The 16422-nt window shown below is 33.0% G+C and carries 15 protein-coding genes and 2 tRNA genes; all 17 read right to left on the bottom strand.

From position 1 onward, the window contains the following. Positions 1-6: 6 nt before the first annotated feature. The 17 genes from ACKTSU_RS02775 to ACKTSU_RS02695 all read right to left on the bottom strand — a co-directional run bounded on the left by ACKTSU_RS02775 (position 7) and on the right by ACKTSU_RS02695 (position 16329). Complete coding sequence (locus ACKTSU_RS02775; RefSeq protein ID WP_408034841.1) at positions 7-1053, bottom strand: nucleotidyltransferase family protein; 1047 nt, start codon at positions 1051-1053, stop codon at positions 7-9. Continuing rightward, positions 1040-2167: a UDP-N-acetylglucosamine 2-epimerase gene (gene neuC / locus ACKTSU_RS02770; protein WP_408034840.1), complete on the bottom strand. Its 1128-nt coding sequence runs from the start codon at positions 2165-2167 to the stop codon at positions 1040-1042. Before neuC ends, ACKTSU_RS02775 begins: the two co-directional genes overlap by 14 nt. Further along, positions 2149-3168 (bottom strand): N-acetylneuraminate synthase, encoded by a 1020-nt coding sequence (gene neuB, locus ACKTSU_RS02765; RefSeq protein WP_408034839.1) that lies wholly within the window; start codon positions 3166-3168, stop codon positions 2149-2151. The genes neuC and neuB overlap by 19 nt, the downstream gene beginning before the upstream one ends. After that, positions 3165-3749: a NeuD/PglB/VioB family sugar acetyltransferase gene (locus tag ACKTSU_RS02760; RefSeq protein ID WP_408034838.1), complete on the bottom strand. Its 585-nt coding sequence runs from the start codon at positions 3747-3749 to the stop codon at positions 3165-3167. The genes neuB and ACKTSU_RS02760 overlap by 4 nt, the downstream gene beginning before the upstream one ends. A 10-nt stretch (positions 3750-3759) precedes the next feature. After that, the gene (locus tag ACKTSU_RS02755; RefSeq protein WP_408034837.1) at positions 3760-4899 is read right to left on the bottom strand and encodes a LegC family aminotransferase; all 1140 of its coding nucleotides are present in this window, start codon (positions 4897-4899) and stop codon (positions 3760-3762) included. Further along, complete coding sequence (locus ACKTSU_RS02750; protein ID WP_408034836.1) at positions 4899-6101, bottom strand: UDP-N-acetylglucosamine 4,6-dehydratase; 1203 nt, start codon at positions 6099-6101, stop codon at positions 4899-4901. Before ACKTSU_RS02750 ends, ACKTSU_RS02755 begins: the two co-directional genes overlap by 1 nt. 328 nt (positions 6102-6429) lie before the next feature. Beyond that, positions 6430-6504: transfer RNA gene (locus ACKTSU_RS02745), tRNA-Val, on the bottom strand. A 28-nt stretch (positions 6505-6532) separates the two neighbouring features. Further along, positions 6533-6607 (bottom strand) — tRNA-Val (locus ACKTSU_RS02740). Positions 6608-6677: 70 nt separating this feature from the next. Then, positions 6678-7886, bottom strand: a complete 1209-nt coding sequence (locus ACKTSU_RS02735; protein ID WP_408034835.1) for a bifunctional folylpolyglutamate synthase/dihydrofolate synthase — start codon at positions 7884-7886, stop codon at positions 6678-6680. A 34-nt stretch (positions 7887-7920) separates the two neighbouring features. After that, a complete protein-coding gene (locus tag ACKTSU_RS02730; protein ID WP_408034834.1) occupies positions 7921-8931 on the bottom strand; it encodes an NAD-dependent epimerase in 1011 nt (336 codons plus the stop codon). Then, positions 8931-10256 (bottom strand): UDP-glucose dehydrogenase family protein, encoded by a 1326-nt coding sequence (locus ACKTSU_RS02725; RefSeq protein WP_408034833.1) that lies wholly within the window; start codon positions 10254-10256, stop codon positions 8931-8933. Before ACKTSU_RS02725 ends, ACKTSU_RS02730 begins: the two co-directional genes overlap by 1 nt. Before the next feature lie 93 nt (positions 10257-10349). Continuing rightward, on the bottom strand, positions 10350-11168 hold the full coding sequence (locus ACKTSU_RS02720) for an energy transducer TonB (protein ID WP_408034832.1): 819 nt from the start codon (positions 11166-11168) through the stop codon (positions 10350-10352). Beyond that, the gene (locus tag ACKTSU_RS02715; RefSeq protein WP_028892747.1) at positions 11169-11561 is read right to left on the bottom strand and encodes an ExbD/TolR family protein; all 393 of its coding nucleotides are present in this window, start codon (positions 11559-11561) and stop codon (positions 11169-11171) included. Then, positions 11561-12247, bottom strand: coding sequence for a MotA/TolQ/ExbB proton channel family protein (locus ACKTSU_RS02710; RefSeq protein ID WP_408034831.1), 687 nt, complete (start codon positions 12245-12247; stop codon positions 11561-11563). The genes ACKTSU_RS02715 and ACKTSU_RS02710 overlap by 1 nt, the downstream gene beginning before the upstream one ends. A 112-nt stretch (positions 12248-12359) precedes the next feature. After that, positions 12360-13835 (bottom strand): sodium/proton antiporter NhaB, encoded by a 1476-nt coding sequence (gene nhaB, locus ACKTSU_RS02705; protein WP_408034830.1) that lies wholly within the window; start codon positions 13833-13835, stop codon positions 12360-12362. Between the two features lie 20 nt (positions 13836-13855). Next, positions 13856-15082, bottom strand: coding sequence for a Glu/Leu/Phe/Val dehydrogenase dimerization domain-containing protein (locus tag ACKTSU_RS02700; protein WP_408034829.1), 1227 nt, complete (start codon positions 15080-15082; stop codon positions 13856-13858). A 182-nt stretch (positions 15083-15264) separates the two neighbouring features. Next, a complete protein-coding gene (locus ACKTSU_RS02695) occupies positions 15265-16329 on the bottom strand; it encodes an anhydro-N-acetylmuramic acid kinase (RefSeq protein ID WP_408034828.1) in 1065 nt (354 codons plus the stop codon). Positions 16330-16422: the final 93 nt, after the last annotated feature.

Raw genomic sequence — 16422 nt, 5'->3', positions numbered from 1 at the left:
AAGAACCTAGAACTTTACTCTTTTAATATCCTCTTGTGCTTTTTTATAATCTTCATGCTTACCTACATCAAGCCAATAACCAACTAAAGGATATGATATTATTTTTTTACCTTTTTTAATTAGATACTCCATCAAATCTGTAGCATTAAAAAACTCTTCTTTAGGAACATAATCTAACACCTCCTTTTTCATCAAATATATCCCTCCATTTGAATAATATGTATACGTTGGTTTTTCTTTAAAACTTTTTATATAACCATTCTCGTTTTCTAAAACTGCGTAAGGAATATTTACATTATAAGGAATTGAAACTACTGAGAAATCAGCATCCTTTTCTATAAAATCTAAGTAAAAATCTTCGTAATCTAAATTTGTTAAAACATCTGAATTCGTTACTAAAACATAATCATGTTTAAACTTTTTAATTTTAGATACAGCCCCAATCGTTCCTAATGGTTTATCTTCCCAAACATATCTTATGTCTAAATTTTTTGAATCTCCACTTCCAAAAAACATTTCAATTTGTTCTCCAAGGTATTTAACAGATACCCAATAATCATCTATTCCAAATAAAGCCAACCTATCAACATTATGTTCCATTATAGGCTTGTCTCCAACTTTTAGCAATGGCTTGGGTGTAGTATTTGTTAATGGTTCCAAACGACTTCCTCTTCCTCCTGCCATTATCACAGCATCAACTGGCAAATACGATCTTAGTAAGCGAAAATTTATTACATTTATTACTTCTCTATCTTTAGAGATAACTGGTAATATTCTGTAGTTATTCTCCCTATATTCTATTATTTTACTAATATCATAATTGTCTTTCTCTATATATTTAGGATTCTCTTGTATAACATCCGTAACTTTATTATCAATTGTACAACCTTTAAGTAACCCTCTTCTAACATCTCCATCTGTTAAAGAACCTACTAATTTATTTTCGTTATTTATTATAAAAAGTATGGCGTCTTTAGCTAAAAGATCTAACCTAAATAAAGCTTCTTTAATTGTACTTTCAGAAGTAATTAAATGCTCTTTATAGTTCCTCATAATTCTTTATTTTTTCTACTATTTCTTTTGAAGTACCTTTTTTATAGTATCTATTTTCTCCTGAAAAATCTTTTTGCTTTAAGCAAATGCTAGCGCTTGCCAATATCTCTTTTGAATCAAATTTTGCATTGATAACATTTTCGCTCTGAAGTCTTCCTTTTTGTCTATCACCTACATTTACCACATATTTATTAAAAGACGCTGCTTCTATAATTCCACTAGATGTATTTCCCAATAAAAAATCTGAATAATACATTGCTGAAAAGTAATTTTCTTTCCCAAAGTTTTCTACTAAAAAAACTTTTTCATTCTTTTCTTCTTTTAATAAAAATAATTGTTCTCTATAAACACTTCCCATCGTGTCAGCATTTGGCATCGTAATTACCAAATTAATCTGTTCTGTTAACTTCGCTAAAGCTTTTTTCATTTCAAGAGCATACTTTTCATTCGAATCAAAAGCATTCGTTTCAGGATGAAAAGTTACCAAACAGTAAGATTCATCTTTAATATTAAAAGCTGATAATAATTTATGCTTTGGTAAAGGAATAAACTGATCTATTTCGGAAAGACTTAAAGCTCCCACGTTGTATACATTTTTATCAGACTGAATTAGTTCGGTTACTCGCTCTTTAAATTTCTCTGTACTTGTAAAATGTAACTGAGAAGCTAATGAAATCTGATGTCTGTAAATATTATCTATAGCTCCTAGTGTAGTTTCACCACCGTGTATGTGTGCAAATTTAACTCCGAAAGGAATTCCTGTCTGTACAGCAGCATTCATTTCAAACCTATCTCCTAGACAAAAAACAAGATCAAAAATGTTGTTATCCCAAAAATCAGCAAATTTAAGAGTAGTCAATCCATAAGAAGTAGCTACTGATGCCTGACTATCATTAACAAGTAAAGAACTCACTTCATGGATTTTTATATTGTATTTATTTTTAATATCAGAAAGTGTAAAACCATGATATTTTGACAAATGAGTTCCAAAAGCAATGATTTCTACATTAAAAAAATATTTTTCTAAAACTAATTCATTAATCAGCGGTTGATAAATCCCGAAATCAGCTCTAGAACTAGTTAATATTCCTATTCTCATAATACGTCTTCCCATGTTAATTTATGAAATGGTTCTAGGTCTTTAGACACCTTTTTACCAATTACCTTATCCCATTCCATAGGAGAGATTCCATCACCTGGTCTCAATACCGTTATGGCATCTTCAGTAATTAGTTCATTCTTTTTAATAGTTGATTTTACATGGATACTTTTTCTTGCTATCTCTTTATTTTTTAGTTCTGAGTTTGAAGGCTCTTTTATTCCTGACCCTTCTAGTGCCTTCTCAATGTTTCGTATTGAGTTAACCATTAATTTTAGTTCATCTGGCTCTAAAGAAGCTTTATGATCTGGTCCTTCCATATTTCTATCAAGAGTAAAGTGCTTTTCAATAACTTTAGCTCCTAAAGCAACTGCAGCTATAGGTACCTCAACCCCTAAAGTATGATCAGAATACCCTACATTTACCCCTAACTCTTTTTTTATATGAAGCATTGCTTTTAAATTAACATCACTCATTGGTGTTGGGTATTCAGTATTGCAATGTAAAACTGTCAATTTCTCCCTTTCAACTCCACCTTTTAAAAGCACCTCAACAGCATCTTTAATCTCTTTAATATCTGCCATTCCTGTTGATAGTATTACTTCTGGAAACAGATCTGCTATTTTTCTTAGATAAGGCAAGTTTGTAATTTCTCCTGATGGGATTTTTGCTAAGCGTACACCTATTTCATATAAAAAGTCAACACTATCAAAATCAAACCCTGTAGACAAGAATTCTACATTCTTATTTTTACAGTACTCTATTAAGTGAAAATGGTCCTCTTGAGATAACTCAAGTTTTTTTAACATCTCGAATTGACTGTCGTTATTCTTAGTATTTGTATCTTGGTATTCTGCTCGTTTTGCTTTTTTCGTAACAAGCTTGCTAGCTTTGAACGTTTGAAACTTGACATAATCAACTCCTGCTTTTGCGGCTACATCAATTAATTTTTTAGCTAGCCTAATATCACCATTATGATTTACACCTGCTTCTGCTATAATAAGTGTCCTACTCATCGTTTAATAAATTCCCCAGCACTAACAATACTGTTTTCTTTAATAATTATTCCGTTTGAAATCGTTGCGTTACTTCCTACAAATGTCCCTCTTTTTATTATAGAATCACCATTTACAACTGCACAAGTTGATACATGACAAAAATCTTCAATACCAACTCCATGCTCTATGTTAGCTTTGGTATTAATGATACAATGTTTCCCTATACTAACCCCAGAATTCACCACAACATCGTGCATTACGACAGTTCCTTCTTCAATAAACGAATGTTTTGATACATATGCTCTTGGAGAAACTACTGTTGCTAATTGTGCTTTATTTTTTGTTAACCTCTCTGAAATTTTCTCTCTTATTCTATATGTTTTAATTTGCCCTACAGTTATTAGAAAAAAAACTTTTTCATTCACTAACTCTTCTATCAAATCATCTCCCCCTAAAACCGGGTACCCAAGAACCTCTTGCTGATTACTGTTAATTTCAAGAATACCTTTTATCTTGAATTTGTCTTCTAATTCTACAACATCTATCACAGACATACAATGTCCCCCACCTCCAACAAGTATTAGCTCTGGTTTAGTCATTCGTTTTTAATTATAATCTAACACTACTAGGAATATTTACAACTCTGTCTTCTAACCATTCTGAGTTTGTAAGCATCCCTTTTACATTATCTTTAAACATTGGTAACTTATTCATAAGTTGCCATATTGGTCTTGTCATTACTCCTGATGTGTTACTCTCATCTAAAAAAGAATCTCTTTCTTTTTTGTCTTTTAGAATGATTGCATTCAACCAAAAGTTACATTTTTCATCTTCTCTTTCTTCAAAAAAAGAAACTCCTTTCTCTTTAAAAAAGGATGAATACACATTAGCTAACTCTCTTTTATTCTCTATAAAAAAATCTAATTTTTCCAATTGTGCAAGGCCTAACGCAGCATTAATATTTGGCATTCTGTAATTAAAGCCAATATTATCATGAACATACTCCCATTTATGAGGTACTTTTGATTGTGTTGAAAGATGCTTAACTTCAGCTGCCAACTCATCGTTATCTGTTAAAATTATTCCACCACCACCTGTGGTCATAATTTTATTACCATTAAACGAAACGGCTGCTATCTTTCCAAATGTACCTAAGTGCTTTCCTTTGTAAAAGCTTCCCATACCTTCTGCAGCATCTTCAACCAATTCTATTTTATATTCTTCACAAATACTTAATATTTCTTCAATTCTACACGCATGTCCAAAAGTATGCATTGGCATACAAGCTTTGATACGATTATTTGTAAATTTATTATAACACTCTCCATTTCTCAATTCTGAATTTTCCTCTAAAAATATTCTTAATGCTTTTGGAGATAGCCCCATAGTATCAATATCAACATCAACAAATACTGGATTAGCATTAGCATAAACTATTGCATTCGTTGTAGCAATAAATGTAAGTGGTTGTGTTATTACCTCATCACTTGGTTTAACCCCTGCTACAAGTAATGCCAAATGAAGAGCATTCGTACCATTTACACAAACTATAGCATGTTTAGACTTGGTATATTCCGCCACCTTGTTTTCAAATAAATCTACAAATTTACCCACACTAGACACAAATGTCGAATCAATACACTCATTCAAATACTCCTTCTCTTTCCCTACAAAAGTCGGTGCATGCAAAGGAATAAAATCATCCGTTTTAAACTGATCTCTAATAAAATTTATTAATTGTTTATACATTACATTTTTGAATCTAATGACTTCCCTAACTCTTTATGGTCAAAATTAACAAGAAAATCTTTCATTATATTTACAATATCCTCTTTTGTAGTTTTTTCGTTATTAAAAGCTAAGTTAAGTGAATTAAACAATTCATTAACCTCAGACATTTCTCTTGGCTTTAAATTTACCACAACCCCGAGCGATTTATAGCGATCTAACGAAACCTCCTCTTTATTTGTATAAAACTCTTCATAAGGTTTTTCACCTGTAGTATTACTACCAGAAAAATGGACAGGGTATTTATTATTAAAATCCTCCGAAGCCTTTCTTACAGCTTCTTCATCTGAGGAACAATAATCAACTTCATAACCATTTTCCTCTAGAAGTTTTACTGCCATATCTGAAAAAGTCATTACTTGTTCTTCTCTTAACTTTGGAAAGTAAATTTCACCTGTATTACCTAAAATACAAGCCAATAAACAAATTTGACCACTTTCTTCAGGCGAAACAAAATATCGAGTCACATCATTTGGCGCAGATATAGGTTGATTCTTTGAAATCCTCTCTAAAAAACCTTGAGGTAAAGATCCGTTTGAAAATGCTACATTCGCAAACCTAGCTGTTGTTATTGGATACTTTGATGAGTAGGTCATAATCAGATCTTCCATTATCTTTTTACTTCCCCCCATTATATTAACTGGATTTGCAGCCTTATCTGTTGACACACAGAAAAAATGTTTTGGTGGATAATACTCTAAAATATCCAACAATTTCTTTGCGTTCATCACATTGTTCTTAATTAACGCTTCAACAGAGAAAAGGTCTTTTTCACTTCTAACATGTTTATGAGCAGAGAAATTAGCTACAATATCAAACCCTCCTCTTTTTTTAAACATTTTATAAAAAACAGAATGTGCATAATCCATTGGATAGGTAATATAATCTAACGGAACTTTAAAATCTCCGTTACTCCTTATATCTCTAGTTAATTCAGTTAATCCGTTTTCATTAATATCAACCACAACTAAGCTTTTGGGCTCAAAAGGTAATAATGCTCTTATAAAAGAACTCCCTATAGTACCTGCTCCTCCAATTACTAGAACTGTTTTGTCTTTAATTCTTTCTGACAATATTTTTTTATTATTTTCAATATCATCAAGAAACATACTTTCATTTCTGTTAGTTATGTATTTTGATATGAATTTATTTAAATTTAACATTATAAAACTTAATTATATTTAAATTGATTTCTTTTAGGTTTTGGATCAACTACTACTCTAAGCTTGGAATTTTTCCATTTAAAGCTACAAAAGCTCCTATTTCTTTTCTAACCTATTTAATTGTAAAATATAGATTTTCTTCTCAATGTATATCTCTAAATAATATACATAATTTAAAACAGGTATTCTTATTTTTAAACTACCCTGAACCATTTCTATTTAATATTACTAACTTGTAGGATGCATATCTACAAAACTAAGAAAAACACCTTTAACAAAATATCGGGTAATAAAAAAAGTCTCATCAAAAAATGATGAGACTTTGTAGTGGGCGCGAAGGGATTCGAACCCCTGACCCCTTGGGTGTAAACCAAGTGCTCTGAACCAACTGAGCTACGCGCCCGTTTGCAATTAAATCTTTGTAAGAGTTGTGGGCGCGAAGGGATTCGAACCCCTGACCCCTTGGGTGTAAACCAAGTGCTCTGAACCAACTGAGCTACGCGCCCTTACTTGTTAATTGCGGATGCAAATATATAACAGTTTTAGAGATTGACAATAACTTTTTTCGTTTTTTTTCTATAAAATTTCTGCCACCACAAATGTGCTTCCACCTACATAGATTACACCCTCCTCAGACGCATTTGTTTTTGCTTTTTCAAATGCCTGACTTACAGAATCAAACACCTCTCCAACCAGATCAAACCCGTTAGCTTGGGCTTCTAATTCGTCTGCCAACAACCCACGAGGAATATTTGGTTTACAGAAATAATAAATTGCATTTTTTGGAAACATTGGTAAAATTTCACTCAAATTCTTATCTGAAACTACTCCTAAAACAATATGTAATTGCTTATAATTTTCCTTTTTTAATTGTTCTAAGGTATAAAAAAGTCCTTCTTTGTTATGTGCTGTATCACAAATTATCTTCGGATTATCCTGTAACACCTGCCAACGACCTTTTAAATTCGTGTTTTTTACTACATTCAATAATCCGTTTTTAATATTTTCTTTAGAAACTTTATACTCTTTTAGTTGTTGAATTGCAGTTACGGCTGTTGTTACATTATACTTTTGATAGTCTCCCAGTAAATCCGTCGCATAGTTTTTTGGATTATCTGAAGCAAAAACTATTGGTGCTTTGCATTCTTCCGCTTTAGCGATAAACACTTTTTCCGTTTCATTTTGACGTTCACCAATAACCACAGGAATATTCTGTTTGATGATTCCTGCTTTTTCAAAAGCTATTTCTGGTAAGGTTTCTCCTAAAAACTGTGTGTGATCCAATCCGATATTCGTAATTACCGAAACTTCAGGTATAATTATATTGGTAGAATCTAACCTTCCTCCTAAACCTACTTCAATAATTGCAATATCTACTTTTTGATTCGCAAATTCTTCAAAGGCCAATCCAACTGTCATTTCAAAAAAAGACAACCCTTGCTTTTCTAAAAAAACTTTATTGTTTACTACAAAATCAATCACCGCATCTCTCGAAATTTCTTCCCCGTTGATTCGAATGCGCTCTGTGAAGTTTTTTAAATGCGGAGACGTATACAATCCAACCTTATAACCCGCCTCTTGTAGTATAGAAGCAAGCATATGACTAGTGGATCCTTTTCCATTCGTTCCTCCTACATGAATCGTTTTAAACTTTTTTTGCGGATTACCCAACTCTTCACACAATGCGAAAATATTGGTTAAATCTTTTTTAAATGCTGCTTGTCCTTGGCGTTGGTACATTGGCAACTGAGCAAACATCCAATCTAGTACTTCTTGATAAGTCATTAAACAATTATATTATAACTGAAGCTTTTACAAATTAACTATGATATTTTTGATACCATTGTACAAAACGACGTACTCCCTCTGCTACCTTTATCTGAGGCTTGTATTCGTAATCACTTATTAAACCATCAACATTTGCCCAAGTTCTTTTTACATCTCCCATCTGCATCGGTAACATTTCTTTGGTTGCTTCTTTCCCTAAGCTCATTTCCATTTGGGTGATAAAATCCAACAGTTTTACAGAATCGTTATTTCCTATGTTATAGATTTTATACAGCTCTCTATTTTCAACTGACTTTTCTATTACTCGCTTTACTCCTTCTACAATATCATCTATATAGGTAAAATCACGCTCCATATCTCCGTTGTTAAACACTTTGATTAGACGGTCATTTGAAATAGCATCAGCAAATAAAATAGGTGCCATATCGGGTCTTCCCCATGGTCCGTAAACGGTAAAAAATCGTAATCCTGTTGTCGGAATCTTATACAAATAGCTGTAGGTATGCGCCATGAGTTCGTTGCTTTTTTTCGTTGCTGCGTACAAACTCACTGGATTATCTACACTATCTTCTTCGGAAAAAGGCACTTTTTTATTAGCTCCATATACACTTGAACTACTCGCATACACCAAATGTTTAATCTGATGATGTCTGCAACATTCTAAAATATTCAGAAAACCAACAATGTTACTTTGAATATACGCATCAGGATTTTCGATGCTATAACGAACTCCTGCTTGTGCTGCAAGGTTACAAACCACTTCAAATTTATCAGTAGTAAACAATTGAAGCAGTTCTTCTTTATCCTCTAAGTTCAACCTGATAAACTTGAAGTTTTCATTTGTTGAACTAATCGTTTCTTTATAAAAAACCTCAGCATTCTCTCTATCAACCCCCAACTCTTTTAATCGAGCATATTTTAAATTGACATCATAGTAATCATTGATATTATCAATTCCTACAACTGTATGCCCTAATGCTAATAATTTTTCACTTAAATGAAATCCAATAAAGCCTGCTGCCCCCGTTACTAAAATTTTCATTAGTTCTTTCCTATTTGATAATATTCAAATCCTCGTTCTTCTAAACTGTAGCTATTGTACTGATTTCTTCCATCGAAAATAACTGGAGTTTTCAATTGTTTTTCAATTTCAGAAAAATCTGGCGAACGGAATTCTTTCCATTCTGTCAATAATATCAATGCATCAGCATCAACTAAAACTTCATACTTCGCATTTTTATAAGCTACATTCTCAACATCTCTTAAATAAAAATGTTGCGCTTCTTCCATTGCCTTCGGATCATAGGCTTGCACTTTTGCTCCTCTCTTCACCAATTCTTTTACCACATAAATTGCTGGAGCCTCACGCATATCATCGGTTCCTGGCTTGAATGCCAATCCCCACAAACCAAAGGTTTTTCCTGTTAGATCTTCTCCAAATCTTTTGATAATTTTATCTGCAACCACAAACTTCTGACGGTTGTTTACTTCTTCAACTGACCTTATCAATTGTGCCTCATAACCGTTTTCTTCCGCAATTTTTTTCAATGCTTTCACATCCTTCGGAAAACAAGAACCTCCATAACCAGCTCCTGGATAAATAAAACTGTAACCTATTCTTGAATCGGAACCGATTCCTGCACGAACATTATTCACATCCGCTCCTACTCGTTCGCAAATATTCGCCATTTCATTCATAAACGAAATTTTAGTTGCTAACATCGCGTTTGCTGCATACTTCGTCATTTCCGCAGAACGAACATCCATTCCTATAAAACGTTCGTGTGACATGGTGAATGGCGTGTATAACTGACGCATTTTTTCAAACGCATAGTCAGATTCTGCTCCAATTACCACTCTATCTGGCTTCATAAAATCGTTAATTGCATCTCCTTCTTTTAAAAATTCAGGATTTGAAACTACATCGTACTCAATTTTTACATTTCTTTTATCTAATTCTGCTTGAATCGTAGCTTTTACTTTATCGGCTGTTCCTACAGGTACGGTAGATTTATCAACCACAATTAATCTGTGATTCATCTTTTGACCGATCTCTTTAGCTACAGCTAACACATACTGTAAATCTGCAGAACCATCTTCTCCCATTGGAGTTCCAACCGCAATAAAAACGATTTCGGTTTCTTCAATCGCTTCTTCTAGTTTCGTTGTAAAAAACAAGTTTTGTTTCTCTACATTTTTCAACACCATTTTTTCTAATCCTGGTTCGTAGATAGGAATGACTCCTTGGTGCAGTTTGTTTATTTTTTCTTGATCGATATCTACACAGGTTACTTTATTTCCCATTTCTGAAAAACAAGCCCCTGATACCAACCCTACATAGCCTGTTCCAATAACAGTTAACTTCATGTATTTGTGTTTATTAATTCTTCAATGATTGTCTCTTGTATATATACAACCTAATTGAAAAACTTTACGTTATAAATATTTAGCAAAGATAAATTATTTTGAAAGAGAAAACTTGTAGATTATGGTTCCTCTTTGTTTTGATGGAGCATTTCCATCAGCATTCCATTTAGTTCTTAATGCCGCTTTTTTTGCAGCATCTGCTAAGCACCCAGCTGAGTTTGTAGTTCCTCTAGCTCCTGGTGTAGCTTTTATTACTTTCCCATTTTGATCTACCTCTATGCTTACTACAACAGTTCCTTCTTCTTGGCAGTTTGGTTTTTCAATAGGTTTAGATAGTGCTTTTCTTCCTGTCAGATTATAATTCCCTCCTGAACCACTTCCTGAATTTCCATAATATTTATCTGAACTTGGGTCACCATTTTCATTTCCTTTTACACCAGCTTGCTTATCATCTCCTTCACCAGTATTTGCTCCATCTTTTAAAGTCCCATTTAACAAGCTATTTAATGCATCTGTAGTTTCTTTTGATGGTTTGGGCTTTGGTTTTTCTTTAGGTGTTACTTCCTTTGGAGTTTCTTTTACAGCCTCTTTCTTTACTTCTTTTTTTTCAACTACAGGAACTTCTTCTGCAGTGTCATTTGTAATGACTTCTTCTTTGATAGGCTCTTCTGACGTTTCTTCTACTCGTTCTTCAACCACTTCTTCTTGCTGAGGAGTTGCTTCAGTCTTCGTTTTTTCAACAGGCTCACCGCTTCCCACATCAGAATTACCGAAATTGATTGCCAATCCGTATTCAATAGGCGGGTCTAAATACTTCATTCCGTAGTTGAATATTCCGACTAACAACAGTATCAGAATAATTACTGTAATTACAGCAGATTTACGTTTATGTTGGGTGTCCAAAACTGTCATTTACTTGCCTTTTACAGCTAAAATCATTTTCAGCTTATTTTTATTAGCAATATCTATTACTTGCATTACATTTTTATACGGCACGTTTTGATCGCCACGAATTACCACTGTTTTCTTTTTATCTGTTCCTACTTTAGCTAGTAATTCTTTTTCTAAATTTGTATTACTTACCTTAGTTTTGTCTATATAAAATGACGCATCATTTGTTATCGTTACTGCTACCGAAGTTTGGTTTTCAGTTTTCCCTCCCGCTTTTGGCAACAACACATCTATAGCACTTACCGTAACCAATGTTGATGTTAGCATAAAAAATATCAATAACAAAAAAACAATATCTGTCATTGACGACATATTGAAATTTGGATTGACTTTATTTCTTCCTCTTAAATTCATTATACAGGTTCGTTTAATAAATCTAAAAACTCAACCGACTTCGCTTCCATTTGATATACTACCTTATCAGTACGAACCACCAAGTGATTGTAAGTAATATAAGCAATAATCCCTACAATTAAACCTGCTACTGTTGTTGTCATTGCTGTATACAATCCGTCTGATAACATTTTAATATCTATTTGCCCACCTGAATTAGCTATCTCATGTATGGCAACAATCATTCCAATTACTGTACCTAAGAAACCAATCATGGGTGCAGCTCCAGCTATCGTTGCTAATACTGAAACATTTCTTTCTAATTGATACACTTCTAATTTTCCCGCGTTTTCAATAGCTGTATTAATATCTTCTAAAGGTTTTCCAATTCGAGAAATTCCTTTACCTATTAATCTTGCTGTAGGACTTCCGGTTGTATCACAAAGTGATTTAGCACTATCAATTCTACCATTCGTTACATGATCTCTAATTTGATCCATAAAATTCACATCAACTTTTGAGGCGGCTTTAATTGCAAAGAAACGCTCAAAATAAATGTAAAGGGCTACTGCTAGCAACACAAATAATAAAGCAATGATAATTTGTCCTCCAACACCTCCATCCATAATTAAATTATAGATTGATAATGTTTTTTCTTGTGGAATTTCTTCTAGTAACTCAGTTTGTTCTTGAAAATATGCTAACATTAATGTAATTTTTGCGTGTTTAATTATTAACGAATGACTTCCTTTTTAATTGTTTAAAAAAATCCTGAACTTTAAAAAATTCAGGATTTTAAAAATGCTATTTTTTATTTATCTACCCTAATACGATCTTCACCATAAGATATCCTAAACCACCTAATACAATAGTATAAGGTAATGCCATTTTTACCATTTTTCCGTAAGACAAATTGATTAATGGTGCTAATGATGATGTTAGTAAGAATAAGAAAGCTGCTTGCCCATTTGGAGTTGCTACACTAGGTAAATTAGTACCTGTGTTAATTGCAATAGCTAAATTTTCAAAATGCTCTTTTGAAATAGCTCCATTTTTAAATGCATCTTGCACCTCTCCAATATAAACTGTAGCTACAAAAACATTGTCACTAATTGCAGATAATGCTCCATTTGCTATATAGAAAAGTCCTGGTTGAGAAGCTGGATCTTGCTCTAATGCCCAATTAATAATAGGAGTAAATAAGTGTTGATCGTGAATCATTGCTACAATAACAAAGAAAACCACTAACAATCCTGTAAATGGTAAAGCTTCTTCAAAAGCATGTCCTAACTGATGCTCGTCGGTAATTCCCATAAAAGCAGTTTGTACAATTATTAAAGCCAATCCTATAAAACCTACAGGAGCTAAGTGAAGCGCTAAACCGATAATTAACAACACTGCTGCTGTACCTTGAACGATTAACCCGTACTTTTCTTTCTCTGTACGTTTTGCATCTTCCTCTTCTGTATATTTTTCTATAATTCTTGCTGCAACATCTGGTAATTTTGCTCCAAAACCAAACCATCCTGTTAATTCAAGAACTGCAGTTGTAGCCATACCTGCTACTAATACTGGCATTGTTATTGGCGCCATATGCTGAAAGAACTCAATAAAATCCCAACCTAAACGCTCACCTATTAATAAATTTTGTGGTTCCCCTACTAAAGTACAAACACCTCCTAGCGCTGTACCTACAACCCCGTGCATTATTAAACTACGTAAAAAACTACGGAATTGCTCTAAGGTTTCTCCACTTAACTCTTTTCTATCAAGAACACCATCTTTGTCATAATCAGACGACGCGCTAGAATGAATTTTATGGTACACTCCGTAAAATCCTACAGCTACACTAATTAAAACAGCTGTAACCGTTAACGCATCTAAGAATGCTGATAAGATCGCTGCTAAGAATACAAATAACAACGATAACACAACCTTCGATTTTATTTTAGTAAACACCTTACTAAAAATAAACATTAGTAAAGGCTTCATAAAATAAATACCTGCTACCATAAATACTAAAAGTAATATTACTTCTAAGTTTTGATCTACTTCATGGTATGCTTTTTCGGGTGTTGTAAGCCCCAGAATTAACGCTTCAATAGCTATTAGTCCTCCTGACTGTAATGGGTAACACTTTAATGCCATAGCCAACGTGAAAATAAACTCACCTATAAAAAGCCATGCAGTAATTGTTTTTCCTAAAACGAAAAAAGAAAACACATTAAAGATTAAAAAACCAATCATGGTCATTTTAAACCACTTAGGACTATTCCCTAAAAAATATTTGAACATAGTTTTGTGTATTTACATATTTATACTAGCTCTTTCAAAGCAATTTCAAAAGCTGTTTCGCTTATTTGAGTCTTTGCCGCACTTTTTGCATGCGTTCTTTGTAACGCTTTTTTTATTGTATTTGAAGTGTCTTCAAAAATAGCTTGATCCGTCATTTCCACTCTTCTTTCCATAAAATACGCAAACACTCTTGCCATACCACAGTTAGAAATAAAATCTGGGATTAAACTTACTTTTTTATCAGTATCCTCCATAATTGGTCCAAAGAAAATTTCTTTATCTGCAAACGGAACATTCGCTCCACAAGAAATAACCTCTAAACCAGATTTTATCATACTATTAATTTGTTCTTGTGTAATTAATCTAGAAGCTGCACAAGGTGCAAAAATTTCACATGGTAAATTCCAAACACGCTCGTTTATTTCTTCAAAAGGAATCATGTTTTCTGAAACCAAAGTATTACCATCTTTATGTAAGAATAGTTCTTGAATTTCTTCAAAAGAGAACCCTTCCTCCTTAATAACACCACCAACACGGTCGATAATTCCTACAACTTTAGCTCCCATTTGTGCTAAATAGTAAGCAGCAGCAGAACCTACGTTACCAAAACCTTGAACAACGGCACGTTTACCCACTACTGTTCCTCCATAAATATCATAGTAATGGCGTACTGCTTCTGCAACACCATATCCAGTAATCATATCAGCTACTGTATATTTTCTAGCAATATCAGGAGATAATTTTTCATCTTCTAACACTTTTATTACTCCATGACGTAACTGACCTATACGGTTAATTTTATCTGCTTCTGTAGGCTTAAAGTGCCCGTTAAAAACTCCTTCTTGTGGATGCCAAACACCACTATCTTCTGTAATTGGAATTACTTCGTGAATTTCATCAACATTCAAGTCACCTCCTGTTCCGTAGTAATTTTTTAATAATGGAGCAACCGCTTTATACCAACGCTCTAAAACTCCTTTTTTTCTTGGATCTTGTGGATCAAAATTAATTCCTGATTTTGCTCCTCCAATAGCTGGACCAGATACCGTAAATTTTACTTCCATTGTTTTTGCAAGTGACATTACTTCATATTTATCTAATCCTTTACGCATGCGTGTACCACCACCGGCAGCACCACCTCTTAACGAATTTATAACTGTCCAACCTTCCGCTTCAGTTTCAGGGTCTTTCCAATTAAATACTATTTCTGGTTGCTTTTCTTCGTATTTTTTAAGTAATTCTTTCATTGTTTAGTTTTGTAATAGATGATTTTCAACTTTATATAATCTCTTTTTCATTTTCAAAAAACCTTTATAATTATTTCCCCTTTGGGGGAGTTAAAGTTGATTCATTTTAGTGCAGCTTTTGTTATTTAGTTGTTACCGAACAAATTTATTATAAAAAACAACATTACTCAAAATACTTTATGTTATTTCTTTGGGTAAAATATTTCTCCTGAAGAGTGATCCTTTTTTGCACCGGTTACTGATTGTAAACAATTTACTTTATTTTGAACTTTTAATAGGCCTAATAATGCAAAAATCAGTGCTTCTTTATAATTGATAAGTTCTTTACTCGCTTGTTTGATTGTGGTTTTCGTGTAGAACTCAATCCTGTTCATTAAAAAAGTATTAAAAGCTCCTCCGCCTGTTACCAAAATAACAGCCTCATTTTCTATAATATTCCCTATTTGCAGGGCTGTATGCTCAATAAAAGTTCTTAAAATTGTAGGAATATCATTCTCATATTTATCTATTAAAGGAAAGATGTTTTTCTGAACCCACTCTAACCCCAATGACTTCGGAGGAATTTCTTGATAAAATGAAAGTAAATTCAGTTGTTCTAATAATAGGAAATTGATTTTTCCTTCGGAAGCTATTTTTCCTTCATCATCATATTCCAATCCTATTATACGTGTATAATGATTCAACACAATATTTACAGGACAAATATCAAAAGCGATTCTTTGATTCGCCTTCTCATAAGAAATATTGGCAAAACCTCCTAAGTTTAAACAATAGTCAAAATAAGCAAACAACAAGCTATCTCCTATGGGTACCAAAGGCGCACCTTGTCCTCCTAATTGTACATCTTGTGTTCTAAAATCGCATACTACTTTCTGCTGGGTGCGATTGGCTATAATTTGTCCATTACCTATTTGTAATGTAATTCCGTTTTCTGGCTGGTGTAATATAGTATGTCCATGAGATGCTATGAAGTCTACATTATTAATAGCATTCTTATTTAGAAAATTATTTAATACTTTCCCTAATAATTCACCATAAGCACCATCTAATAATTTCAACTCTTCATTACTATAGGCTACTGCTTCTTGCAGTTTAATTTTCCATTCTTTTGAGTATGAAACGGTCTCCGCCTTTAAAATTTCAAAATCTTTGTACGAAGAAGCGTGCATTTTTATATACGTCAAATCAATCCCATCTAGCGAAGTTCCCGACATCAATCCGATGCAGTAAATATATTTTTCTTGCATGAAGTAAAAATAACAACTCTATTGAAAATTTGCTATTAAAAAAGTATCTTTGAGCACAATTTTTACGAATAATTTAATAAAACATAAAAACAT

Source organism: Tenacibaculum aestuarii (assembly GCF_964510395.1).
Taxonomy (GTDB): Bacteria; Bacteroidota; Bacteroidia; order Flavobacteriales; family Flavobacteriaceae; genus Polaribacter; species Polaribacter aestuarii.
The sequence above is the reverse complement of the archived record's forward strand: the minus strand, read 5'-3'. Positions and strand labels throughout refer to the sequence as shown.

Coding starts and splice junctions, on each gene's coding strand:
- neuB (WP_408034839.1), bottom strand. CDS start 3,168: ATGAGTAGGACACTTATTATAGCAGAAGCAGGTGTAAATCATAATGGT.
- ACKTSU_RS02750 (WP_408034836.1), bottom strand. CDS start 6,101: ATGTTAAATTTAAATAAATTCATATCAAAATACATAACTAACAGAAAT.
- ACKTSU_RS02725 (WP_408034833.1), bottom strand. CDS start 10,256: ATGAAGTTAACTGTTATTGGAACAGGCTATGTAGGGTTGGTATCAGGG.
- ACKTSU_RS02775 (WP_408034841.1), bottom strand. CDS start 1,053: ATGAGGAACTATAAAGAGCATTTAATTACTTCTGAAAGTACAATTAAA.
- ACKTSU_RS02720 (WP_408034832.1), bottom strand. CDS start 11,168: ATGACAGTTTTGGACACCCAACATAAACGTAAATCTGCTGTAATTACA.
- ACKTSU_RS02695 (WP_408034828.1), bottom strand. CDS start 16,329: ATGCAAGAAAAATATATTTACTGCATCGGATTGATGTCGGGAACTTCG.
- nhaB (WP_408034830.1), bottom strand. CDS start 13,835: ATGTTCAAATATTTTTTAGGGAATAGTCCTAAGTGGTTTAAAATGACC.
- ACKTSU_RS02700 (WP_408034829.1), bottom strand. CDS start 15,082: ATGAAAGAATTACTTAAAAAATACGAAGAAAAGCAACCAGAAATAGTA.
- ACKTSU_RS02755 (WP_408034837.1), bottom strand. CDS start 4,899: ATGTATAAACAATTAATAAATTTTATTAGAGATCAGTTTAAAACGGAT.
- ACKTSU_RS02735 (WP_408034835.1), bottom strand. CDS start 7,886: ATGACTTATCAAGAAGTACTAGATTGGATGTTTGCTCAGTTGCCAATG.
- neuC (WP_408034840.1), bottom strand. CDS start 2,167: ATGGGAAGACGTATTATGAGAATAGGAATATTAACTAGTTCTAGAGCT.
- ACKTSU_RS02760 (WP_408034838.1), bottom strand. CDS start 3,749: ATGACTAAACCAGAGCTAATACTTGTTGGAGGTGGGGGACATTGTATG.
- ACKTSU_RS02710 (WP_408034831.1), bottom strand. CDS start 12,247: ATGTTAGCATATTTTCAAGAACAAACTGAGTTACTAGAAGAAATTCCA.
- ACKTSU_RS02730 (WP_408034834.1), bottom strand. CDS start 8,931: ATGAAAATTTTAGTAACGGGGGCAGCAGGCTTTATTGGATTTCATTTA.
- ACKTSU_RS02715 (WP_028892747.1), bottom strand. CDS start 11,561: ATGAATTTAAGAGGAAGAAATAAAGTCAATCCAAATTTCAATATGTCG.